At 66.8% G+C, this 21,024-nt stretch carries 22 protein-coding genes and 2 riboswitches; of the genes, 13 read left to right on the top strand and 9 right to left on the bottom strand.

Going from position 1 to position 21,024, the window contains the following annotated elements; all coding sequences use genetic code 11:
• Positions 1 to 508: 508 nt before the first annotated feature.
• The 4 genes from N5D45_RS05290 to N5D45_RS05305 all read right to left on the bottom strand — a co-directional run bounded on the left by N5D45_RS05290 (position 509) and on the right by N5D45_RS05305 (position 5,644).
• Complete coding sequence (locus N5D45_RS05290; RefSeq protein ID WP_049452950.1) at positions 509 to 1,072, bottom strand: TlpA disulfide reductase family protein; 564 nt, start codon at positions 1,070 to 1,072, stop codon at positions 509 to 511.
• Positions 1,069 to 3,450 (bottom strand): protein-disulfide reductase DsbD, encoded by a 2,382-nt coding sequence (locus tag N5D45_RS05295; protein ID WP_057504197.1) that lies wholly within the window; start codon positions 3,448 to 3,450, stop codon positions 1,069 to 1,071. Before N5D45_RS05295 ends, N5D45_RS05290 begins: the two co-directional genes overlap by 4 nt.
• Positions 3,447 to 3,785 (bottom strand): divalent-cation tolerance protein CutA, encoded by a 339-nt coding sequence (cutA, locus tag N5D45_RS05300; RefSeq protein ID WP_010481118.1) that lies wholly within the window; start codon positions 3,783 to 3,785, stop codon positions 3,447 to 3,449. Before cutA ends, N5D45_RS05295 begins: the two co-directional genes overlap by 4 nt.
• Positions 3,786 to 3,853: 68 nt before the next feature.
• Positions 3,854 to 5,644: an endonuclease gene (locus tag N5D45_RS05305; protein ID WP_057504198.1), complete on the bottom strand. Its 1,791-nt coding sequence runs from the start codon at positions 5,642 to 5,644 to the stop codon at positions 3,854 to 3,856.
• A 351-nt stretch (positions 5,645 to 5,995) separates the two neighbouring features.
• Here N5D45_RS05305 and N5D45_RS05310 point away from each other — a divergent pair, with 351 nt between their 5' ends.
• Positions 5,996 to 6,283, top strand: coding sequence for a co-chaperone GroES (locus N5D45_RS05310; protein WP_019338944.1), 288 nt, complete (start codon positions 5,996 to 5,998; stop codon positions 6,281 to 6,283).
• An 81-nt stretch (positions 6,284 to 6,364) separates the two neighbouring features.
• Positions 6,365 to 8,014 (top strand): chaperonin GroEL, encoded by a 1,650-nt coding sequence (gene groL / locus N5D45_RS05315; protein ID WP_005411226.1) that lies wholly within the window; start codon positions 6,365 to 6,367, stop codon positions 8,012 to 8,014.
• Between the two features lie 115 nt (positions 8,015 to 8,129).
• Here the strand turns inward: groL and N5D45_RS05320 are convergent, their stop codons facing one another.
• The 3 genes from N5D45_RS05320 to N5D45_RS05330 form a co-directional block, all read right to left on the bottom strand.
• Positions 8,130 to 8,396 carry a hypothetical protein gene (locus N5D45_RS05320; protein ID WP_049413040.1) on the bottom strand — a complete coding sequence of 89 codons (267 nt, stop codon included), beginning with the start codon at positions 8,394 to 8,396 and terminating at the stop codon, positions 8,130 to 8,132.
• Between the two features lie 73 nt (positions 8,397 to 8,469).
• Positions 8,470 to 9,633 (bottom strand): serine hydrolase, encoded by a 1,164-nt coding sequence (locus tag N5D45_RS05325; RefSeq protein WP_279938528.1) that lies wholly within the window; start codon positions 9,631 to 9,633, stop codon positions 8,470 to 8,472.
• 68 nt (positions 9,634 to 9,701) lie between these two features.
• Positions 9,702 to 10,631, bottom strand: coding sequence for an aspartyl protease family protein (locus N5D45_RS05330; RefSeq protein ID WP_049413044.1), 930 nt, complete (start codon positions 10,629 to 10,631; stop codon positions 9,702 to 9,704).
• A 105-nt stretch (positions 10,632 to 10,736) separates the two neighbouring features.
• Between N5D45_RS05330 and N5D45_RS05335 the strand changes: the two genes are divergently transcribed.
• The 8 genes from N5D45_RS05335 (at position 10,737) to N5D45_RS05370 (ending at position 16,802) form a co-directional block, all read left to right on the top strand.
• Positions 10,737 to 11,444 (top strand): response regulator transcription factor, encoded by a 708-nt coding sequence (locus N5D45_RS05335; RefSeq protein WP_049413046.1) that lies wholly within the window; start codon positions 10,737 to 10,739, stop codon positions 11,442 to 11,444.
• Positions 11,445 to 11,476: 32 nt separating this feature from the next.
• Entirely contained in the window at positions 11,477 to 12,775 is a 1,299-nt protein-coding gene (locus N5D45_RS05340) for an ATP-binding protein (protein WP_049413048.1), read from the top strand.
• Between the two features lie 73 nt (positions 12,776 to 12,848).
• A complete protein-coding gene (locus N5D45_RS05345; protein ID WP_049413049.1) occupies positions 12,849 to 13,349 on the top strand; it encodes a MarR family transcriptional regulator in 501 nt (166 codons plus the stop codon).
• Positions 13,346 to 14,086 (top strand): DNA alkylation repair protein, encoded by a 741-nt coding sequence (locus tag N5D45_RS05350; protein WP_057504201.1) that lies wholly within the window; start codon positions 13,346 to 13,348, stop codon positions 14,084 to 14,086. The genes N5D45_RS05345 and N5D45_RS05350 overlap by 4 nt, the downstream gene beginning before the upstream one ends.
• 55 nt (positions 14,087 to 14,141) lie before the next feature.
• Complete coding sequence (locus N5D45_RS05355) at positions 14,142 to 14,480, top strand: DUF6616 family protein (RefSeq protein ID WP_057504202.1); 339 nt, start codon at positions 14,142 to 14,144, stop codon at positions 14,478 to 14,480.
• A 112-nt stretch (positions 14,481 to 14,592) separates the two neighbouring features.
• Positions 14,593 to 14,850 (top strand): hypothetical protein, encoded by a 258-nt coding sequence (locus N5D45_RS05360; protein ID WP_049413052.1) that lies wholly within the window; start codon positions 14,593 to 14,595, stop codon positions 14,848 to 14,850.
• A gap of 295 nt (positions 14,851 to 15,145) precedes the next feature.
• Entirely contained in the window at positions 15,146 to 16,219 is a 1,074-nt protein-coding gene (locus N5D45_RS05365; RefSeq protein WP_010481143.1) for a 3-deoxy-7-phosphoheptulonate synthase, read from the top strand.
• Between the two features lie 271 nt (positions 16,220 to 16,490).
• On the top strand, positions 16,491 to 16,802 hold the full coding sequence (locus N5D45_RS05370) for a DUF5076 domain-containing protein (RefSeq protein ID WP_010481144.1): 312 nt from the start codon (positions 16,491 to 16,493) through the stop codon (positions 16,800 to 16,802).
• Between the two features lie 85 nt (positions 16,803 to 16,887).
• On the opposite strand, the gene N5D45_RS05375 is transcribed toward N5D45_RS05370, so the two are convergent.
• Complete coding sequence (locus N5D45_RS05375) at positions 16,888 to 17,505, bottom strand: trimeric intracellular cation channel family protein (RefSeq protein ID WP_005411215.1); 618 nt, start codon at positions 17,503 to 17,505, stop codon at positions 16,888 to 16,890.
• Between the two features lie 84 nt (positions 17,506 to 17,589).
• Positions 17,590 to 17,693: riboswitch (glycine riboswitch) on the bottom strand.
• A 13-nt stretch (positions 17,694 to 17,706) separates the two neighbouring features.
• A riboswitch (glycine riboswitch) is annotated at positions 17,707 to 17,796 on the bottom strand.
• Positions 17,797 to 17,836: 40 nt separating this feature from the next.
• Between N5D45_RS05375 and N5D45_RS05380 the strand changes: the two genes are divergently transcribed.
• Positions 17,837 to 18,112, top strand: a complete 276-nt coding sequence (locus N5D45_RS05380; RefSeq protein ID WP_057504203.1) for a GIY-YIG nuclease family protein — start codon at positions 17,837 to 17,839, stop codon at positions 18,110 to 18,112.
• A 141-nt stretch (positions 18,113 to 18,253) separates the two neighbouring features.
• Positions 18,254 to 18,685 carry a nuclear transport factor 2 family protein gene (locus N5D45_RS05385; RefSeq protein WP_057504204.1) on the top strand — a complete coding sequence of 144 codons (432 nt, stop codon included), beginning with the start codon at positions 18,254 to 18,256 and terminating at the stop codon, positions 18,683 to 18,685.
• A gap of 82 nt (positions 18,686 to 18,767) precedes the next feature.
• Here the strand turns inward: N5D45_RS05385 and N5D45_RS05390 are convergent, their stop codons facing one another.
• On the bottom strand, positions 18,768 to 20,048 hold the full coding sequence (locus tag N5D45_RS05390) for an NAD(P)/FAD-dependent oxidoreductase (RefSeq protein ID WP_049452933.1): 1,281 nt from the start codon (positions 20,046 to 20,048) through the stop codon (positions 18,768 to 18,770).
• A gap of 123 nt (positions 20,049 to 20,171) precedes the next feature.
• Between N5D45_RS05390 and N5D45_RS05395 the strand changes: the two genes are divergently transcribed.
• Positions 20,172 to 20,951 (top strand): NYN domain-containing protein, encoded by a 780-nt coding sequence (locus tag N5D45_RS05395; protein ID WP_046984251.1) that lies wholly within the window; start codon positions 20,172 to 20,174, stop codon positions 20,949 to 20,951.
• The last annotated feature ends 73 nt before the right edge of the window (positions 20,952 to 21,024 follow it).

The raw sequence follows: 21,024 nt of genomic DNA on the forward strand, positions 1-21,024 counted from the left end.
AGGGCTTTGCAGCCCTGCACCCGCTACAAGCCGGAGCAACGTCAACGTCAAAAGCTGGCTTTCCGTGGGTTGGCGGGGTGGGTCCGGTTGCGGGGGTGTCCGCGGCATGGATGCCGTGGCCAAGGCTACAGGGACGTACTTGCGCCGTCCCCCTCAACCGGACCCACCCCGCCTTCGACAGTTTCCTGCGATCTGTCGGAACGGCGTTCTGCTTTGGTGGGTGCCGACCGTTGGTCGGCACGGGGTCTGACTCCGTTCTGAATATCGATATCTGACAGATGTGTCGACCAAGGTCGACACCTACCAACAGCCGCGAAGATCTGTCAGAGGTGGGGCGGTGTCGGAGTGCGGGGTGTCAGCCGCATGGATGCGGCTGACAAGCTTTCAGGGACGTACTTGCAGCGTCCCCGCACTCCGACATCGCCCCGCCAACCCGCGGAACGCCCGCTTTGGCTGTTGGCGTTGCATTGAGCCGGGTGCAGGGCTGCAAGCCCTGCAAAAACCCCCCTCACTTCACCCAGCTGTCGATCTCGCCGTGGGCGAATGGTCCCAGCTTTGCCTTCACCAGCCGCCCTTGTGCATCGAACAGCACGCTGTAGGGAAGCAGGCCCTGTGTATTGCCCAGCTGCACGCTGGCATCGCGCGGCCCCGGGGTCTCGATCACGATCGGGTAATCCACCGGGACACGCTGCAGGAAACCGCGCACGTCTTCCGGGGTATCCAGTGCCAGGCCCAGCACCTGCACGCCGTTGTCGCCCTGGGCATGGGCGAAGCGGGCAAGCTCCGGCATTTCTTCCACGCACGGAGCGCACCAGCTGGCCCAGACATTGATCAACAGCGGGCGACCGGCAGCGTGCTGGCGCAGGTCCAGCGGCCGGCCATCAAGATCGGGCAGCGACAATGCGGGCAGGCTGTCGCCAACCTGCAAGGCGGGTGCCGCAGCCGCAACGGCGGGCGCCGCTGGCATGGCCTCAGGCGCAGCCGGCGCAGGAGCCAATCGATGCCCGGCCCACAGTCCAAGGCCGGCGGCCAGCACCGCTGTCCACAGCAGCGCTGGCCGTTGCCACTTCATCGTGCGGTGCGCAGCAGCGCTTCCTCGACCACCGCCTGGGTCAGCAGGGTCGGCAGCACGGTCGGCGGTGCGCCCGGGCCGTACACCACGTACAGCGGCACGCCCACGGCCTTGTGCTCTTCCAGGAACGTGGTGATCTGCGGATCGACGTTGGTGTAGTCCCCGCGCATGTACACCGCGTTGGTGCGCTTGAGCAGTTCCTTGAACTCCGGCCGCGACAGCACGGCGCGCTCGTTGGCCTTGCAGCTCACGCACCAGTCGGCGGTCATGTTCACGAACACCACGCGGTTGTCGGCGCGCAGGCGGTCCAGCAACTGCGGCGAGTACTCGACCACGTTGTCGCTGGTGGCCTGTGCGGCGCGTGCCGGCGGTGCCAGCTGGGTCACGCCCCAGGCGGGAACCAGTGCACCGATCGCCAGCAGCACGCCGAGCAGGGTCACTGCACGCGAACCAGTCCAGCGGTTGCGCTCGAATAGCCACAGGCCGAAGGCCAGCAGCAGCAGGCCACCCAGCACCAGCGCCATGCCGTCCACGCCACGCTGCTTGCCCAGCACCCACAGCAGCCACAGCGCGGTGGCGTACATCGGGAAGGCCAGCACGTGCTTGAGCGTCTCCATCCACGGGCCCGGCTTGGGCAGGCGGCGCGCCAGTGCCGGCACGAAGCCGATCAGCAGGAACGGCAGCGCCAGACCCAGGCCGAGGAACAGGAACACGGTCATCGCCTTCAGCGGCGGGGCAATGAACGCGTAGGCGATCGCGCCGCCCATGAACGGGCCGACGCAGGCACTGCCGACCACGCAGGCCAGCGCACCGGTGAAGAAGTCACCGGCCGGGCCACTGCGGCTGGCCAGCGACTGGCCCAGGTTGCCGATACCACCGCCGAGGGTGAATACGCCGGACAGGCTCAGGCCCACCGCGAACATGATGTAGGCCAGCACTGCCACCACGCCCGGGTGCTGCAGCTGGAAGCCGATGCCGACGGCGTTGCCGATCGCGCGCAGGCCGACCATCAACGCGCCGATCACCGCGAACGCGACCAGTACGCCCAACGTGTACCAGAGGGCGTGGCTGCGCGCGCGCTGCGGGCTTTCGCCACTCTGCGCCAGGCTCAGCACCTTCAGCGAGAGGATCGGCAGCACGCAGGGCATCAGGTTCAGTACCAGGCCACCGGCCAGGGCCAGCAGCAGCACCCAAACGAACGAACGGTCCGGATTCGGCGTGGTCGCCGGTGGGCGCGTGCGCAGGGCGTTGTCACCGCGCGCATCGGCAGCGAACTCATTGCCATTTTCGGCGCCTGCAACGGCCGGGGTGCTGGCATCCGTATTGGGCACCGTCGGCAGCAGGCGCAACGGGGCGCCGTTGGCGGCTTCGCGTGGTGCGCCGCTGGCGGTAGGCAGCGGACTGATCACCTCGTTGCGCGGCGGCGACTGATCGGTGCTGGCGTTGATCTTGCCGACCGGGATCGACAGCTTCACCCGGCGGGACATCGGCGGGTAGCAGATGCCATCGGTCTGGCAGCCCTGGAACGTCACCACCAGGGTGCTGTCGACCGCATCGGCGACGGCGCGGCGCAGCGGCAGCGGCACTTCCACCTGGTTGAAGTAGACCGAGACATCGCCGAAATGCTCGTCCCGATGCGACTGTGCGGCCGGCCAGCGCAGCTTGTCGGCCAGCACGCCGGTGCTGCCGTCCAGCTTCACCGAAGTGCGGTCGCGATACAGGTAGTAGCCCGGCGCCGGGCTGAAGCGCAGCAGCAGGGTGTTGCCGTCACTGGCGATGGCGTCGAAGCCGAACGCCTGCTCCGAAGGAAGCGGCAGCGCCTGGCTGTTGCTGGCGGCACCCGGCAGGCGCAGGCCGCCGCTGTTGCCGGCACCGGCCAGCGGGTTGTTGAACGGGCTGGTGGCGCCGGCACGCGTGGCCGGCGCCGCGGCCTGTGCGCCGCTACCGGGCAGGGTGACCTGCACCACGCGCTTCTGCGGCGGGTAGCAGACACCGGCATCGGCGCAGCCCTGGTAACGCACTTCCAGGCTGATGGTGCCGACGGCGTCGGTCGGCGTGCCGGGCAGGGTGGCCTGCAGGCGTTCGCGATAGGTTTCGACTTCGCCGAAGAAATCGTCGTGGTGCTTGTCGCCCTTGGGCATCTGCAGCGCGCCAGCGTTGAACGCCGGATCAGCCTTGACGCTGGTGCGGTGGCGATACAGGTAGTAGCCGGGTGCGATCTTGAACTGCAGTTGCACCTGGCCGCGTTCGGGGGCGGTGGCGGTCAGCGCGAACGCCTGGTCCACCGGCAGCAGGTCCTTCTCATCCAGGGCGAAGGCGGGCAGCGAGAGCCACATCAGGGCGCACAAGGCGGCGCCACGCGCAAACAGAGTCTTCAATCAGTGTCCTCTCGGGTCTGTGCCCGGATCCAGTCCAGATACGCCGGCAGGCCGGCCCGGGTTTCGACCGCGATGCACTCCGGGAGTTCATACGGATGCAGTTCGACGATCCGGGCAATCGCGTCATCGACGCGGCTTGCGGTGGTCTTCACCAGCAGTTGCAGCTCGGCGTCGGTGGTCACCTCGCCCTGCCAGCGGTAGGTCGACTGCGCGCCATCGAGGCGGGTCACGCACGCGGCCAGGCGCTCGCCGACCAGCGCGTGCGCGATGCGCTCGGCACTGGCCCGGTCCGGGCAGGTGGTCAACAGCAGCAGGACGGGATCGACGGTCGACATGACCGTCGAGTATAGGGCCGCCGCCGGGTCAGGGCCCGGCGGCGGCAGTGGACCGCTGCGTTGCGCGGTCAGTTGGCCAGATGGCAGGTAGCCGGCTTGGCCGAGGTGAACAGGCCCGGGGTCGCCCACTCGGGGTGGTCGATGAACGGATTGCGGTTGCCCTGGAAGCTGTAGATCACGTCATTGCGCGCACGTTCGGCATCATCCGGCGGATCGGACAGGTGCCAGTCGATCAGCGTGGACAGCAGGCCCATGTAGGCCGGCGAACTGCTGGTCTTGACGATCTTGCTGCGGTCGTCGGTCAGCTCCAGGTCCGGCTCGGACTGGCCGGTGGCTGCATCCTTGCCGCCCTCGTAGCGGATGGCCATGTACAGCACCGCACGCGCCATGTCGCCCTTGCGCTTGCCCCACACCTCGAAGGTGCCGGTGTTGCCGTCCGGCGTGCGTACCCAGTTGGAGTTGCCCGGGTAACCGCCGCTGCCGCCGCCCTGGCCGTTGTTGGCCTCGGTGGCGCGCTCGCCGCAGTTGGCGTCGCACTTGCCGAACGGCTTGTTGCCACGGTCGGCGTTCCACTGCGCATCGGTCAGGTACAGCATGTGGGTGTCGGTGTACGGCGCGTACGGCAGGCCCTTGTCGCCGGTGGTGCTGGCAAAGCCCAGCGAGTTCGGCCAGGTGTGCTCGCGGTTGTACTTCAGGCCACTGCCGCTGCCGGCGCGGTCGGTCACCTTGGCGTAGCTGCGGTTGCGATACGCATCCAGGATCCTGCCGGAATTGTTCGGATCCTCGTCGGCGATTTCCAGGATGGTCCAGGTGCTGGTGCCCGAGCCGCTGTACGGATAGGCGGTATGGCCCTTTATGGTGGCGTGCAGCGAGCAGCGCAGCTGGCTGGGGCTGCTGGTGTTGACCTTTGAGTAATAGCCGGCCGGTACACCCGGATTGCCCGGGTCGGGGTTGCCGCCGGTGCTGGCCACGGTGAACGCGATGCGGCTGTCGGCCGCCGGATGCGCGCCCTGCAGGTCGGTGATGCGCGCGGCGCGGATATCGAAGCGGCAGGCTTCACCGGCCACCAGCGCGGTGTTGGTGGACAGTTTCACGCTGCGGCCGCTGGCCGGGAAGGTCAGCGGCACGCTGCCGGAGGTGCCGCAGCTCAGCGCGAATGCGCCACTGGCCAGGTTCACGGTTTCGCTGAACACCACTTCTAGATCGGCCGCGGCCGGGAAGGTGCTGCTGCCCTGTGCCGGGGTGGTGGTGGAGACCGACGGCGGCGTGTTCGGGCCCGGGGTGCCGCCGCCGCTGAAGGTCTGGCCGTTGTTGCAGCTGCCAAACGTCTGCCCGGCCGATTCGGCCCAGGTGAAGTGGGCGTATTGGCTGCCGCTGCCGGTCAGCTGCAGCGAGGTGCCCGGCGCGGTGCTGTTGGTCTCGGCCACCGGGATGTTCTGGCTGGTCATGCCGGCGGCAGGGCCACCGGAGGCGGTGATGGCGCCCTCGTAGCTGAGGAACTGGACCACCTTGCCGCTGGCATCGACCAGGGCGATGCCGTCGTTCGGGCCGTTCTGGAGGCCGTTGGTCGGGTAGCTGACCACGGCCAGGGTGGCGCTGCCGCAACCGGCGGCGGTGCCGGCCGGAACCGGGTTGTTGGCGTAGACCGTGGCGGCCGAAGGATTGCTGCCGTTGTAGAGGTAGAGGCGGTAGCCGGACAGGTCCTCGCCCGCGGTAGCGACCACTTCGATGGCTTCGCCGACGTCACCGGCGGCGGTGCTGTCGTCGTAATGCAGTTCGTTGATGAAGACCTCGGCCTGGGCCGGCGCGGCGGCCAGCGCCAGCAGGCAGGCGGCGGCAAGCGGGGACAGCAATCGCATCGACTACTCCTTGTGATTGGGAATGCGCGGCCGAGCCTAAGGCCGATCCAGTGACACTTTGTCGTAAATGAACGTCAGATATCTGACAGTGGGACATCTATCACTAAATAGCACCCCTTGCCCCCTTGGCTTGCCGCACTGCATCCCTATACAGGCGTCCACGCAGGGAGGCAGGTTTCCCGGTCCCGAGAAAAATTTCGGGATCGGCCCTTGAAAGGCCTGTGGAGGTCTCCATCTCTGTCGTGCTCCCGACTTGTCGGGCTTTTTCACGCGCGTTGCTGGCACTCGCCTGGTGTGACTGCTAACATCGCCGGACTTTTTCAGACCAATCAATAACTTAAGAGGTCTCTCATGAGCATCAAGCCGCTGCACGACCGCGTTGTGGTCAAGCCGATCGAAGCCGACGAAATCTCCGCCGGTGGCATCGTCATCCCCGACTCGGCCAAGGAAAAGTCCACCAAGGGTGAAGTTGTGGCCGTCGGCCCGGGCAAGCCGCTGGACAACGGCAACGTGCGCGCGCCGTCGCTGAAGGTTGGCGACAAGGTCATCTACGGCCAGTACGCCGGCAGCTCGTACAAGAGCGAAGGCGTCGAGTACAAGGTCCTGCGCGAAGACGACGTGCTCGCCATCATCGGCTGAGCCTCGGCGCGACCTGCTTTTCTGTAAGACATCCCTTTTCGTCGCCGGGCCCGGCCCGGCGCAAACATCGAGGTAATCGCAATGGCTGCCAAGGATATTCGTTTCGGTGAAGACGCCCGTTCGCGCATGGTGCGCGGCGTCAACGTTCTCGCCAATGCCGTCAAGGCCACCCTGGGCCCGAAGGGCCGCAACGTCGTGCTGGAAAAGAGCTTCGGCGCGCCGACCATCACCAAGGACGGCGTCTCCGTCGCCAAGGAAATCGAACTGGCTGACAAGTTCGAGAACATGGGCGCGCAGATGGTGAAGGAAGTTGCTTCCCGCACCAACGACGACGCGGGCGACGGCACCACCACCGCCACCGTGCTGGCCCAGGCCCTGATCCGCGAAGGCGCCAAGGCTGTGGCCGCCGGCATGAACCCGATGGACCTCAAGCGCGGTATCGACAAGGCCGTTTCGGCCGCCGTGGCCGAGCTGAAGAACATCTCCAAGCCGACCGCCGACGACAAGGCGATCGCCCAGGTCGGTACCATCTCGGCCAACTCGGACGAGTCGATCGGCCAGATCATCGCTGACGCGATGAAGGAAGTCGGCAAGGAAGGCGTCATCACCGTTGAAGAAGGCTCGGGCCTGGACAACGAGCTGGACGTGGTCAAGGGCATGCAGTTCGACCGCGGCTACCTGTCGCCTTACTTCATCAACAACCAGCAGTCGCAGACCGCTGACCTGGATGACCCGTTCATCCTGCTGCACGACAAGAAGATCTCCAACGTCCGCGACCTGCTGCCGGTGCTGGAAGGCGTCGCCAAGGCCGGCAAGCCGCTGCTGATCGTGGCCGAGGAAGTTGAAGGCGAAGCGCTGGCCACCCTGGTCGTCAACACCATCCGTGGCATCGTCAAGGTCGTGGCCGTCAAGGCGCCGGGCTTCGGCGACCGTCGCAAGGCGATGCTGGAAGACATGGCCGTGCTGACCGGCGGCACCGTGATCTCCGAAGAAGTCGGCCTGTCGCTCGAGAAGGCCACCATCAAGGACCTGGGCCGCGCCAAGAAGGTGCAGGTCTCCAAGGAGAACACCACCATCATCGACGGCGTCGGCGACAAGGCCAACGTTGATGCACGCGTGGCGCAGATCAAGACCCAGATCCAGGACACCTCTTCGGATTACGACCGCGAGAAGCTGCAGGAACGCGTGGCCAAGCTGGCCGGCGGTGTTGCCGTGATCAAGGTCGGCGCCTCGACCGAAATCGAAATGAAGGAAAAGAAGGATCGCGTCGACGACGCCCTGCACGCCACCCGTGCGGCCGTTGAAGAAGGCGTGGTTCCGGGCGGCGGCGTTGCGCTGGTCCGCGCGATCACCGCGCTGGCCGGCCTGAAGGGCGCCAACGAAGACCAGAACCACGGCATCCAGATCGCCCTGCGTGCGATGGAAGCCCCGCTGCGCGAGATCGTTGCCAACGCCGGTGACGAGCCGTCGGTCATCATCAACAAGGTCAAGGAAGGCACCGGCAGCTTCGGCTACAACGCCGCCACCGGCGAGTTCGGCGACATGCTGCAGTTCGGCATCCTGGACCCGACCAAGGTGACCCGTTCGGCGCTGCAGAACGCAGCCTCGATCGCTGGCCTGATGATCACGACCGAAGCCATGGTTGCCGAAGCTCCGAAGAAGGACGAGCCGGCCATGGGCGGCGCCGGTGGCATGGGTGGCATGGGTGGCATGGGCGGCATGGACTTCTAAGTCCCCGCGTTACCGATGCAATGAAAAACCCCGCCGGAAGGCGGGGTTTTTTTTGGGGCCGGTCGGAATCGAATCAGATCCACGCCATGCGTGGATACCGCTCCCAGGCGGGTATCTACGCGCGGCCCTCGCGCCGCTGCAGCCACAGGTGGGCCGCCAGCAGGGCCAGCGCGCCACCCGCGATCATGCCCTGTACCCACGGCAGCTCCGTGATCGGCGCAAGCAGCAGGCCCGCCGCCATGCCGATCAGGCTGGCGCCGGCGCCCACCCGCTGCCGCCGCTGCCGATGTGCAGCCTGGCGATGGCGTGCGGCGATGCGCAGGCGCCGTGCATCCGGCTGCAACACCGCTTCGGCAATGGCATCGATCTCTGGGCGATTCATCCTGTCTCCTGCATTGCGTCCGTGTCTGCATGCTGCACGACTGCGGGACCTGTGTGCAACGGCAACGCTTCGATCATCTGACGAACGCCTTCGCCGCGCCGTACTCCCACTGCCACGGCACGCCGGTGTCGCCCAGCACAAACGCTACCAGGGCCGGGAAGGCCGCCTCTGCCCGCACATCGTTGCCCAGGATCACCACGCAGCGCTGGTGCTGCTCCACGCATACCAGCGTGTTGCCCACTGCATCGTCGTGGCCGCCCTTGTAGAAGCCTGCGCCCTGCGGGCCGAGAAACGTCACCACGCCCAGACCTGCCGCCAGGTCCTTGCGTTGCTGCGCCTTCGGCAACTCCGGTTGCAGGGTGGGGAACTGGCTGGCCGTGGTGATGGGCAGCTGCGGCCGCACCAGCTCCCTGCGCATCGGTGCGGATAGCCCGTCGCCACGCACGTAACCGGCGGCGAAGCGGGCCATGTCGGCAATGGTGGTATCCATGGACCCTGCCGCACGTACGCGGCTGCGCTCATCATGCGGTTCGGCCACACCTTCCGCCGTCCAGCCATCGGCCAGGTTGGCGACGAAATCCTCGCGCCACATCATGCTGGTGCGGGTCATGCCGAAGCGGTCGAACACCCGCTGCTGCATCAACGCGCCCACATCCTCGCCCAGCCGCCCGCGTTCGATCACGAACTGCAGCAGGATCAGTCCCTCTCCGGAATACCCATATCGACTACCCGGATCAAAGTGGAACTTCAGGCGCCCATCGGGCTCCAGGAAGCCGAAGTTGGCAAAGCCACTGGAATGGTTGAGCAGCAGGCGCGGGGTGAGCTGGCGCCAGCGCGCATCGTCGGCCAGCACACGGTAGTCGGCGTACTTCTTCGGCTCCGGCGGATATTCCGGCAGGGGCGTGTCCAGCGCCGCAGCAATGCTGGCATCCAGCTCGATCCTCCGGTCCTGCGCCAACTGTGCGACCAGATGGCCGAACGCCATCTTGGTCAGCGACGCGGCGTACATCACGGTATCGGTGCGCAGCGGTTCGCCTGCGGCATTTCGCTCGCCGTAGGCGGCCACATGCACCACCCTGCCGCCATCTATCACCGCCAGCGCCATGCCGCGCGCGTGGGCGGCATGCATCAAGCGATGGGCTTCGGCGTCGATGTGGGCCGGGGTGGGTAACGGGGGCGGCGCGGCCAGCACGGCCAGCGGGAACAGCGTCAGCAACAACAGGGCAGCACGGCGCATGCGTGAACCTCCTGGTGGGACGTGGCGCGATGCTACGCCGGCCCGCCGCACACGTCATGGCCCCAGGGTCACGTGGCCGCTTGGCGGCGCAGGCAGATCCGCGCGGCACCTGTGCTGATGTCGACCTGGCCGCCACGCATGGCATCGGCGCCAAGGATCAGAGCCGGGCGGGTGTCCAGGCCAATGGCCTTGAACACGGGCAGCTCGCTGATCCTGACCTCCATGGCCGGGTGCTGCCAGGCGGTGCTGCGCATGCCGGGCAGGGTGTACAGCCAGGTCGGGTGCGGCTTGCCGCCGAGGCCTTCGGTGCCCTTGCTTCGCTTGCGCAGGCGGGGATCGCTTCCATCAGTACGCAACCCGAGCGCGTGCGCGGCGGCATTGTTGAGTACGGTCTGCGCCGCGCCGGTATCGACCACGGCAACAGCGGCGACGTTCGTTCCGTCCAAGGTGAGGGTGATGAATCCAAAATCGCGCAGGCCTTCAGTGCGGTCCTGCAGCGCGTTGGCCTGGCAGCTGTCATCGTCGAAGCGGAGAGTGCCGGTCCTCGACAGCGATAGCTCACCTCGAGCGAAGTCCCAGCGGGTGTCCCAGCGCGCGGTCAGGTCGTTGCCGACGAGGCCGTCGATGGCAGGGTCGTCGCCCCCGGACAGTGACCCCAGATCAGCCTGCAGTGCGCTGGCCCGCAGCTGCCAGCTACCCAGCTGCCAGGTGGTAGTGCGCGTGCGCCTCAGCTGTGCCCCCGAGGCACTGGCGCCTTGGGCAGTGGAAACGTCGGCCTTTCCATCGACCAGGCCGTAGCGGCGTGCCACACGCCCATCGATGAGCGTGGCCCCGGCTGCACTGTCGACCACGAAGCGCAGCGGCTCGGCTTGACCATCCAGCGAGAGCGCTACCGTCGGGTGGCCGCCCTGCATCCACATCGGCAGCACATGTTCGGGGGTGTCGGCGGCCAGCGTGGGGAAGGCGGCAGCAAACAGGGGCAGCAAGGTGAGGCGCACAGGAAACTCCAGAGTGAATGCGGAGGTCCATTGGCGCGCAGCGGCGTATCACCGGAACATCGGTGTTGATACCGTCCTGATACACGCCTGCACGATACTGGCCGCATGAACACTCCCGCCCGGGTCATCGTTGTCGATGACGATGCCAGCATCCGTGATGCCATTGCCGACTGCCTGCTGCTGCATGGCTACCACGTGCGAGTGGCTGCCGACGCGGCGGCGCTGGATGTGCTGCTGCAAGTCGAACGTCCGGACCTGATCGTGCTCGACTGGATGATGCCCGGCGAGGACGGCCTGTCGGTGTGCCGCCGGCTACAGGCGCGGGCCATCCCCATCCTGATGCTGTCGGCGATGGGAACAGCGCCGGACCGGGTGATCGGTCTGGAAATGGGAGCCGATGACTATCTGGCCAAGCCCTTCGACCCACGCGAACTGCTGGCGCGGGTCCGCGCCCTGCTACGCCGCCAGGACAAGCTGCGTACCCAGGTGGCCAGCGAGCTGCGCTTTTCCGGCTGGCGATTGCTGCCCGATCAGCGCCGCCTGCTTGCACCCGATGGCAGCGAACTGGCGCTCAGCCGCGGCGAGTTCGCTCTGCTGCTGGCGCTGGCCGAGCGCGCCGGGCGCGTGTTGGGGCGCGAGCAGCTGATGTCCCTGACCCGCGGTGAGGACAGCGAGAGCGTCGACCGCGCCGTTGATCTGGCGATCAGTCGCCTTCGACGCAAGCTGGGCCACGCCGCACCGGGTGCCGAGGCACTGGTACAGACGCTGCGCGGCGAAGGCTATCGCTTCGACGCTGAGGTGCAGGTGCTGTGAGGGCGCGCTGGTCCACCGCGCGCTGGATCGCGATGCTGGCGCTGGCAAGCCTGGTGCTGGCCACCTTGGTCAGTGTGGCGGTGGTCGGCTGGATGCCGCGGCCGCCACCGCCGCCGATGCGCCTGGACCAAGCCATTCAGGTATTGCGCGGTGAACGGTCGGCCGCGGCGCTGGGCCTGCATCTCGAAACCCGCGCGTCTGCGCCGGAGGGCACCAGCAATGACTGGCTCACCCACCTGGTTGCCGCGCAGCTGCGCCAGCCGCTGGAGCATGTGAAGCTGGTCTGGGGCAGGCGGAGCAAGGCGCCGGAGGTGCAGGTCATCGAAGGCGGGGCCGTGCTTGACGCCAAAGCGCGCGCGGACGCGTTGCAGGCACAGGTCGCGGTGCTGACCGCAATGCAGTGGACGCCGTTCGAACTGGCAGTGCGCCAGGCAGATGGTCGGTGGCAGGTGGTGGGCAGCGACCACAGCGATCTGGCGGCATGGCGCCGGCAGGTCGTGCTGGCGCTGGTGGCAGGAACCGTGCTGCTGGCACCACTGGCGGCATGGGCGTCAATCCGCCTCGGCCGGCCCCTGCGGCGGCTGGCCGAGGCCAGCGCCAACGTGGACCTGCAGGCCAGTACACCGCTTCCGGACGATGGTCCGTGCGAGGTGCAGGTTCTGGCCCGCGCGATCAGTGCCGGGCGCGAGCGGCTGCACGAACAGGCGCAGGAGATGACCCGCATGCTGGCCGCCGTCGCGCATGATCTGCGCACACCGTTGACCGGCCTGCGCCTGCGTGCGGAGTTCGCGCCACCGCAACAGGCGGCGCGGATGGTGGCCGACATCGAGCGCATGGACGCGATGATCGAGCAGGTTCTCGACTACGCGCGTGGTGAGCTGCAGCCCTTGCAGATGCATCCGCTGGATCTGGCCGTGTTGCTGGAGGAGTGCGTGCAGAGCGCACTGCTGCGGGGCATCGACATCTCCTTCGACGGGCCGGATACGTTGCGGTGGCAGGGGGATGCGCTACTGCTGCGACGGGCGATCGACAATCTCATCGACAACGCCGATCGCTACGCGGGGGCGGTACAACTGCGGGCAGCCGTGTGCGGCAACGTGGCGCACCTTGACGTGATGGATCGCGGTCCAGGCATCGATGAGGCCGACCGCACCCGCCTGCTGCAGCCCTTCCAGCGCAGCGAGAGCTCACGCAGCCGCGCCACGGGTGGGGCCGGGCTGGGCCTGGCGGTCGCCGCCAACGTGGCGCGGCGGCATGCGGGCGAACTGCAGCTGCTGCACCGGGAGGGTGGTGGACTGATCGCGCGCCTGCTGCTGGGAAGCGCTTGCTGAAACGCCTTCCCGGCTTGCCTGGATCAGATGTCCCGATTTATGATTAGGCGCCTAATCATGCGTCTTTCATAGGATGATCGAACCCAAGCACCATGCCCTGATGGATGAGGCGCAGCGACGCGGGCAAGCCAACATCGCGCAGCTGCGACTGTGCTTCCAGCTGCTTTCCCTGTCCACCGCCATCGACCGCGACTGCGCCACCCGTCTCGCACCGCACGGGCTCAGTGAAGCCCGCTTCATCGTGCTGTTCCTGCTGCATGGCGCCGGCGGCACGTTGCCCCCGCACGAACTGGCCGAGCGCGCCGGCGTGACCCGCGCCACCATCAGCGGCCTGCTCGATGGCCTGCAACGCGAAGGCCTGCTGCAGCGGCGCAGCGATGCCGAAGATGGCCGTCGCCTCCAGATCGTGTTGACTGCGCAGGGAACGCGCCTGGCTGGGACGTTGTTCGAGCAGCACACGCAATGGATCGGTGGCCTGTTCAATGGGTTGGATACGGATGAACAGCAACAGCTGTCGCAGTTGCTGCACAAGGTCTGGCAGCACACCGATGCTGGACGAGAACGTGCAGCATGAGCCCGGCGATCGCGGCGCAACGGCTGCATGCACTCAACACCGGCCATGCCCCCACCACCCATCTGGCCGAATGCCTGGCAGTGGATTTCGCCGCGCTGCTGCAGGTGGTGGCGCCTGCGCTTGCACCGGAAGCGCTGCAACGCATGCAGGATGCCTCAGGCAAGGGCATCACACTGCGCATGGCCTTGGCTGCGCAACTGCTGCGTGAGGCGGGGCAGGGTGATCCCGTGCAATGGCAGGACCATGCGTCCGACACCGTGCGCGGCTGGGCCTGCTATCTGATCGGCAGCGATGTCCCCGCGACGTTGGCAGAGAAGCTGCAGCAGATGCGCGCGCTGGCCGATGATCCACACTTCGGTGTGCGCGAATGGGCGTGGCTGGCGCTACGCATGAACATCGTTGCCGCGCCGATGCAGGCGCTTGAGTACCTGCAACCGTGGACACAGGAAACTTCGCCGTACCTGCGCCGCTTCGCCTGCGAAGCACTGCGTCCGCGCGGTGTCTGGGCCACACATATCGCGCTGTTCAAGCAGCACCCTGGACATGCATTGCCGATGCTGGAAGCACTGGCTGACGACCCGGAACGCTACGTGCAGGATTCGGTCGGCAACTGGCTCAATGATGCCGGCAAGACTCAGCCGAAGTGGCTGCGCGTGCTGTGCACGCGTTGGCAGCACGAGCGCCACAGCGACGCCAACGCCTACATCCGCAAACGCGCACTGCGCTCGCTCCGGTAGTGCCGGATGCTGGCCGACAAACCCGCAACCCCGTCAACCTCAAGGAAGAACCACCATGTCGCACACCTTCATCGAGCTCTATACCGCCACGCCGGCCTGGACCACACTGCCGCCCGAGCAGCGGAATGCCTTCTTCGCCCGTATTGGCGCCGGCATGCAGCAGTTCGATCCAGCCCGCATCACGCCGCTGGCGATGGGCCGCATTGCCAGGGACGTACCGCATAGCAGCGATGAACAGTTCTATGCGGTCTGGCGCTGCGCGAGCCGCGAGGAGGTCGATGCGCTGGTGGCTGGCATTGCCGCTACCGGCTGGCATGAGTACTTCACCACCACCCATGCGGTAGGCGCGATGGACAGCATGGCCCAGCACTTGGCCGACCTGGCCTCCTTGTAGCGGGGCGGCAGACGCCGGCAGATCCCGGTCCTCGGCATGGGTGGCACATGCGCCTGTCACCCGGACGCGGTAAACAGGACATTGCCCATGTCCATCCGCAGGGAAGTCGATCATGCAGAGCACGCTCCAGGTCACGCTGTTCGGCCCTCTTGGCGACTGCCCGGCGTTGCAGTTGCCGGGGCTGGAGGGGCCGTCGGTGGCCATCCAGGAATCGGCCCTGCGGCGGTTGGTTTCCGACCTCTACACCGCGCGTTCCCTGCTCAACCCCGAGCAGCTGGACGAGGCCCGGCAGGAACTGGATCGCGTGCTGGAACGCTGGGTCGACATCCATGAGGGCCTGCTGCTGGACGTGGAAGTGCATGGCAAATGAGCAACGTTGCGTGGTTGCCGCCGCGTAGGCCGGGCTGGCGCGCATCTCGCTGAACCGCGTCCCCAGTTGCGTATGAAACATTTTGCACTGCGCAAAAGCTGTGTTATCAATAGATCCCATGAACGCAGCCGCCACCCGCTTTTACTGGTATTACTTTCCGAAGCCACTGGCGGAGGAAGGACTGCGCTCACCCTGAAGAAAGCTTCAGACGCATTCCCGAAAGCCGCCAGCGAACCTGGCGGCTTTTTTCATGCCGCCACGCTGGGGACCCCCAACGTTCCGGAGATCTCCCGCAATGCCCCCGCACACCGACGACCTGCGTATCCGCACCATCGAACCGCTGACACCGCCTGCCCAGCTGCTGGCGATGCTGCCCTGTGACGATGAAGCCTCCGACACCGTCAGCGCCTCGCGCGCGGCCCTGCACCAGATCCTGCATGGCCGCGACGACCGCCTGGCAGTGGTGGTAGGCCCGTGCTCGATCCACGACCCGAAGGCCGCCATCGAGTACGCCCAGCGCCTGAAGCCGCTGCGCGACGCGCTGGCCGGTGAACTGGAAATCGTCATGCGCGTGTACTTCGAGAAGCCGCGCACCACGGTGGGCTGGAAGGGCCTGATCAACGATCCGGACCTGGACGGCAGCTTCAGGATCGACAAGGGCCTGCGCATCGCACGCGGCCTGCTGCGCGACATCAACAAGCTGGGCCTGCCGGCCGGTGTCGAGTTCCTTGACGTGATCTCGCCGCAGTACATCGCCGACCTGGTGGCATGGGGCGCGATCGGCGCACGCACCACTGAAAGCCAGGTGCATCGCGAGCTGGCCTCGGGGTTGTCGTGCCCGGTCGGCTTCAAGAATGGCACCGATGGCAACGTGAAGATCGCCGCTGACGCGGTGGGTGCTGCGTCCAATCCGCATCACTTCCTGTCGGTCACCAAGCAGGGCGGCACCGCCATCGTGTCGACCACCGGCAACCCCGACTGCCATGTGATCCTGCGCGGCGGCAAGCAGCCGAACTACGATGCGGGCAGCGTCGCCGAGGCCTGCCAGGTGCTGGCCAAGGCCAAGCTGCCAGCGCGCCTGATGATCGACGCCAGCCATGCCAACAGCCTGAAGAATCCGGAGAACCAGCCGAAGGTGATCGACGACATCGCCGTTCAGCTGGAAGACGGCGAACAGCGCATCGTTGGCGTGATGATCGAGAGCCATCTGGTTGGTGGTCGCCAGGAACTGGTGGAAGGCCAGCCACTGGTCTACGGGCAGAGCATCACCGATGGCTGCATCGACTGGGACACCACCGTGACGGTGCTGGAGCGACTGGCTGCGGCCGTGCGCGCCCGTCGCGACGTAAAGGTGTCCGAAGCCGCTTGAGTGCGGCACGTGTGTGGATGGCGGCCAGCGCCTGCGGGGGTGCGGCCGCGATCAGGGCCGGTCGGAGTTGGAGACCGGCCCATCTGCACCGGCGATGCGCCTGGCGCTGCGCATGAGCGACAGCGCCAGGTACATCGCCGGGGTGGTGAGAACGATGGATGGGGCCTTCATGTAGCGTCGAGCCCGCGAAGCGCGGGGCTTTGTAGAAGATCCGCTCCACGTACGCTCCAGGTCACGTCACAATGCCACTTCCTGTTTGGTGGCCGCAGCCATGAAAGAACTGATCATTCCAGAAGCCGCACAGCGCGATGAGGATTCCATCGAGATGATCCGCGTGTGGATTGCCGAACGGGGATTGCATGCTTCGCTGAACGTTGGCCTGTATGGCGATCGTCCTGGCATTCGAGAGGAGCATGCGTGGGGACGCATCCTGGCAGACGTCGCCCAGCATGTCGCAGATGCTCTGGTCGTGAGTGGCGGGATGGACCGCGGCGCGGCGATCAACGCGATCAAGGATGCATTCGATGAAGAGCTGCGGGCGCCGTCCAGTGGGCGCTCGGGGGGATTCGTGGTCCGCCACTGAGGGACCAGATGGGCGCCGCGGCGCTGGAGACAGCGTCCCAACGCAACACGGCAACAAGCGCTGGGCGACGTGGAGAACGCGAACTTCAATGCACTTCGTCGTGGTACACGAACTTCGGCATTTCCCAGCGGTAGTGAATCGCCAGCAGGCGCAGCGCGAAGCCGCCGCCGAGGCAGCACAGGATTGCGGTGGCATCGGCCACGCCCCAGTGCAGCAGCAACAGGTAGGCCGCGCCGGTCAGCAGCGCGATGATCGCGTACAGCTCCTTCTGGAAGATGAGTGGTACCTCGTTGCAGAGGATGTCGCGCAGCACGCCGCCGAACGCGCCGGTCAGCATGCCGGCAATCAGCACGATGGGCATGGCATGGCCGGCCTCGCGCGCGATCGAGCAGCCGATCAGGGTGAAGGCGATCAGGCCCAGGCCGTCGAGCACCAGGAAGGTGCGGCGGAAGTGGTGCATCCAACGTGCGACCCAGGTGGCGATCAGCGCCGCGCATACGGTGAAGCCCAGGTACTCGGGATGCTTCACCCAGCCCAGCGGATAGTGGCCGAGCAGGATGTCGCGCAGTGATCCGCCGCCGAGGGCGGTGACGCAGGCGATCATGACCACACCGAACAGGTCCATGCGGCGGCGGCCTGCGGACAGTGCGCCAGTCATGGCCTCGGCGGAAATGGCAATCAGGTAGATGATGGACAGCAGCATGGGACAGGCTCCGGGCGCGGTGGGGCCGGCCATGCGCGACTACCGCCACTGCCTGCGCAATGACGGGATGACGATGACCGGTGCCGCTCCCGCTGTCCTTTTGCCTGAGAGTTCAGCGGCGTAGGCCGCGTGCCCCTTCGGCGGATCGTCCCGGGCGTGCCCGGTGACCTCTCTCCAGCTCGGCGAGTCGAATGCATGGTTGGTGGGATTCCAGCCCACCGGCCTGAGCGATCATGGGAGCCTGCGCCTTCGGCGGGCGCCAGCGCGGCGCCTCTCTCCTGCATTCGGGTGCCAGTATATCCGCTGCAGTGCAGCACGGCATAATCCGGGCATGGCCCCGTCCCTCCGCCCCTGGTTCCTGTACCTGCTCGAATGCCGCGACGGCAGCTATTACGCTGGCATCAGCACCGACGTGGACGCGCGTTTCGCCGCCCACCAGGCCGGCAAGGGCGCGCGCTACACCCGGGCGCGGCCACCGCTGCGCGTGCTGGCCGTGCGCAAGTACCCGGACCGGGCCGCCGCGTCACGGGCCGAATGGCAGCTCAAGCAGCAGCCGCGCGAACGCAAGCTGGCCTGGCTGCAGGCACCGGATCCCGCGCTTCTGTAGAGCCGAGCCCACGCTCGGCTGTTGTTGCTGCTGCCTGATGGTGAAGCCGAGCATGGGCCCGGCTCTACAGTAGATCCACGCCATGCGTGGATGCGGCTTGCACATGCCATGATCGCCCAGCCCTCAGCGCTGGAGACCCGGATGTCCACGATCGCCCTGCTGTTCGCTCTTTCCGCAGCAACGAGCCCCGCCGCCGACCCGGCCACCCTCGCGGCCATCGAAACCACCTGCCACGACTATGTCGATGGCCAGCTGGAAGCCGACCCGCAGCGCGTCGCCCGCTCCCTGCACCCGGACCTGGCCAAGCGCGCTGTGCTCGGCGATACACCTGACGAACGCCTGGGCCTGCGCCGTATGTCGAAGGAAGAACTGGTCTCGCTGACGAAGCAGGGCGCGTTGAAGACCCCGAAGGATCAATGGGACCGCCGCTGCACGGTGCTGGACGTGACCGGCAACGCGGCGTCGGTGCGGCTGGAAACGCCGTGGTTTGTCGACTACTTCCACATGGGGCGCTTCGACCAGCGCTGGGTAATCGTCAACGCACTGTGGTACCCGAAACCGAAGGCGCCGTAGAGCCGAGCCCATGCTCGGCTTCTGCAAACCGCGCGAAGTGCAGCCGAGCATGGCTCGGCGCTACAGGAGCATGCGTGCGGCCCTAGCGCTTCGGTCGCCGGTCGTCCTGGTCATCACCGAAGATGATGCGCGCGCTGCGCTGGTAGCTCCAGTACGCCACGGCCCAGTTCAGCAGCACCACGATGCGGTTGCGGAAGCCGATCAGGAAGAACACGTGCGCGGCCAGCCAGAACCACCACGCCAGCACACCGGACAGCTGCAGCCGGCCCAGGTGCACGATCGCAGCCATGCGGCCGATCGTGGCCAGGTTGCCGAAGTCTGCGTACTTGAACGGGCCGGGTTCGGGCTTGCCGTGCAGGCGCGCGCGGATCACCTCGGCCACGTACTTGCCCATCTGCTTGGCCGCGGGCGCCACGCCAGGCACCGGCTTGCCGTTGGCCTGGTTCAATACGGCCAGATCGCCAGCCACGAACAGTTCCGGGTGGCCAGACAGGGTGAGGTCGGGTTGCACCTGCACGCGCCCGGCGCGGTCCAGCGGCACCTCCAGCGTGCGCGCCAGCGGTGAAGCGGCCACACCGGCGGCCCACACCACCGTGCGTGCCGGCACGAACTGATCGCCGAGCCTGAAGCCCTGGCTGTCGATGTCGCTCACCGGGGTGCCGGTCAGCACTTCCACGCCCAGCTTTTCCAGCTGCCGGCGCGCCTTCAGCGAAAGCACTTCCGGGAACGAGGACAGTACGCGCGGCCCGGCTTCGACCAGCCGCACCTTGGCGCTGGCCGGGTCGATGTGGCGGAACTCGTTGCGCAGGGTATGGCGCGCGATCTCGGCCAGCGTGCCGGCCAGTTCGACGCCGGTAGGTCCACCGCCAACCACGGCGAAGCTCAACCATGCGGCCTTCTTCGCCGGGTCCGGTTCGGCCTCGGCGCGCTCGAACGCCAGCAGCAGCTTGCGGCGCAGCGCGATGGCATCGTCCAGCGTCTTCAGCCCGGGCGCATCATCGGCCCATTGGTCGTTGCCGAAGTAGGCGTGGGTGGCGCCGGTGGCCAGCAGCAGGCTGTCGTAGTCCAGCGTGCTGCCATCGGCCATGCGGATCTGCCGGGCCTGCTTGTCGATGGCCACCACTTCGCCGAGGCGGACTTCCACATTGCGCTGGTGGCCGAGGATGTGGCGCAGCGGTGCGGCGATATCCGGGGCGGACAGGCCGGCGGTGGCCACCTGGTACAGCAGCGGCTGGAAGAGGTGATGGTTGCGGCGGTCGACCAGGGTGATGCGTATGCGCTCGCGGGCCAGGGCACGGGTGGCCCAGAGACCGGCAAAACCGCCGCCGACAACAACCAGGTGGGGAACGCGCTCGCGACTCATCGACTTACTCCAGTGGGGGCATTGGGGGAAGCGCCTGGCATCTTCGCATGATGGCCCCCTGTCACGTCAGCGCCCGCGTGGATCGGCGATACTCAGGTTCAGGCAACGGCCCGTGAGGAGCCCATGAGCGAACCGGAAAAGCGCATCGCCCTGTTGATCGACGCCGACAACGCGCCGGCCTCCAAGATCGACGAGGTCCTGGCCGAAGTCGCCCGCTACGGTGTGGCCAACGTACGCCGCGCCTATGGCAACTGGAAGAGTCCGCGTTTGAAGGGCTGGGAGGCGGTGCTGCACGAGTACGCGATCCGTCCGATCCAGCAGTTCGCCTACAGCAAGGGCAAGAACGCCTCGGACATGGCGATGGTGATCGACGCCATGGATCTGCTGTACGCGCGCAACCTCGATGGTTTCGCCATCGTCTCCAGCGATGCCGATTTCACCCCGATGGTGATGCGCCTGCTGACCGATGGCGTGAAGGTGTATGGTTTTGGCGAGAAGAAAACGCCGGAACCGTTCGTCAACGCGTGCTCGAAGTTCACCTATCTGGAAGCGCTGGGCCAGACCCACGCCAGCGTGCAGGATGCAGAGCAGTCATCGAACGAACAGGCACCGAACGAGCCGGTGGCCAATGACGATGCGCGCCCGCGCAAGAGCGGCGCGGAAATGCGCAGCGACACGCGGCTTGTGAAGATGCTGCGCCGTGCGGTGTCCTCGGCAGAAGGCGAGGATGGCTGGTCGCACCTGGGCCCGGTCGGCAGCCAGATCGGCAACCAGGCCTCCTTTGACCCGCGCAACTATGGCTACGGCAAGCTCAGCGACCTGCTGGCGGCCATCGGCCTGTTCGAGCTGAAGAAGGATGGCAAGTCGTCCTACGTGCGCGCGTTGCCGAAGAAGAACCGGTAACGCCCGGACCATGCCCGGCGGAAGCCCGATGCAGTCATCCTGCACGCACACACCCGCACCGATCAGGCGTATC

Source organism: Stenotrophomonas sp. GD03819, from assembly GCF_029841665.1.
GTDB classification, from domain to species: domain Bacteria; phylum Pseudomonadota; class Gammaproteobacteria; order Xanthomonadales; family Xanthomonadaceae; genus Stenotrophomonas; species Stenotrophomonas geniculata.

Excerpts from the sequence above, each read along its gene's own strand:
- N5D45_RS05290 (WP_049452950.1), bottom strand. The coding sequence starts at position 1,072 with ATGAAGTGGCAACGGCCAGCGCTGCTGTGGACAGCGGTGCTGGCCGCC.
- cutA (WP_010481118.1), bottom strand. The coding sequence starts at position 3,785 with ATGTCGACCGTCGATCCCGTCCTGCTGCTGTTGACCACCTGCCCGGAC.
- N5D45_RS05305 (WP_057504198.1), bottom strand. The coding sequence starts at position 5,644 with ATGCGATTGCTGTCCCCGCTTGCCGCCGCCTGCCTGCTGGCGCTGGCC.
- N5D45_RS05310 (WP_019338944.1), top strand. The coding sequence starts at position 5,996 with ATGAGCATCAAGCCGCTGCACGACCGCGTTGTGGTCAAGCCGATCGAA.
- groL (WP_005411226.1), top strand. The coding sequence starts at position 6,365 with ATGGCTGCCAAGGATATTCGTTTCGGTGAAGACGCCCGTTCGCGCATG.
- N5D45_RS05320 (WP_049413040.1), bottom strand. The coding sequence starts at position 8,396 with ATGAATCGCCCAGAGATCGATGCCATTGCCGAAGCGGTGTTGCAGCCG.
- N5D45_RS05325 (WP_279938528.1), bottom strand. The coding sequence starts at position 9,633 with ATGCGCCGTGCTGCCCTGTTGTTGCTGACGCTGTTCCCGCTGGCCGTG.
- N5D45_RS05335 (WP_049413046.1), top strand. The coding sequence starts at position 10,737 with ATGAACACTCCCGCCCGGGTCATCGTTGTCGATGACGATGCCAGCATC.
- N5D45_RS05340 (WP_049413048.1), top strand. The coding sequence starts at position 11,477 with ATGCTGGCGCTGGCAAGCCTGGTGCTGGCCACCTTGGTCAGTGTGGCG.
- N5D45_RS05345 (WP_049413049.1), top strand. The coding sequence starts at position 12,849 with ATGATCGAACCCAAGCACCATGCCCTGATGGATGAGGCGCAGCGACGC.
- N5D45_RS05350 (WP_057504201.1), top strand. The coding sequence starts at position 13,346 with ATGAGCCCGGCGATCGCGGCGCAACGGCTGCATGCACTCAACACCGGC.
- N5D45_RS05355 (WP_057504202.1), top strand. The coding sequence starts at position 14,142 with ATGTCGCACACCTTCATCGAGCTCTATACCGCCACGCCGGCCTGGACC.
- N5D45_RS05360 (WP_049413052.1), top strand. The coding sequence starts at position 14,593 with ATGCAGAGCACGCTCCAGGTCACGCTGTTCGGCCCTCTTGGCGACTGC.
- N5D45_RS05365 (WP_010481143.1), top strand. The coding sequence starts at position 15,146 with ATGCCCCCGCACACCGACGACCTGCGTATCCGCACCATCGAACCGCTG.
- N5D45_RS05370 (WP_010481144.1), top strand. The coding sequence starts at position 16,491 with ATGAAAGAACTGATCATTCCAGAAGCCGCACAGCGCGATGAGGATTCC.
- N5D45_RS05375 (WP_005411215.1), bottom strand. The coding sequence starts at position 17,505 with ATGCTGCTGTCCATCATCTACCTGATTGCCATTTCCGCCGAGGCCATG.
- N5D45_RS05380 (WP_057504203.1), top strand. The coding sequence starts at position 17,837 with ATGGCCCCGTCCCTCCGCCCCTGGTTCCTGTACCTGCTCGAATGCCGC.
- N5D45_RS05385 (WP_057504204.1), top strand. The coding sequence starts at position 18,254 with ATGTCCACGATCGCCCTGCTGTTCGCTCTTTCCGCAGCAACGAGCCCC.
- N5D45_RS05390 (WP_049452933.1), bottom strand. The coding sequence starts at position 20,048 with ATGAGTCGCGAGCGCGTTCCCCACCTGGTTGTTGTCGGCGGCGGTTTT.
- N5D45_RS05395 (WP_046984251.1), top strand. The coding sequence starts at position 20,172 with ATGAGCGAACCGGAAAAGCGCATCGCCCTGTTGATCGACGCCGACAAC.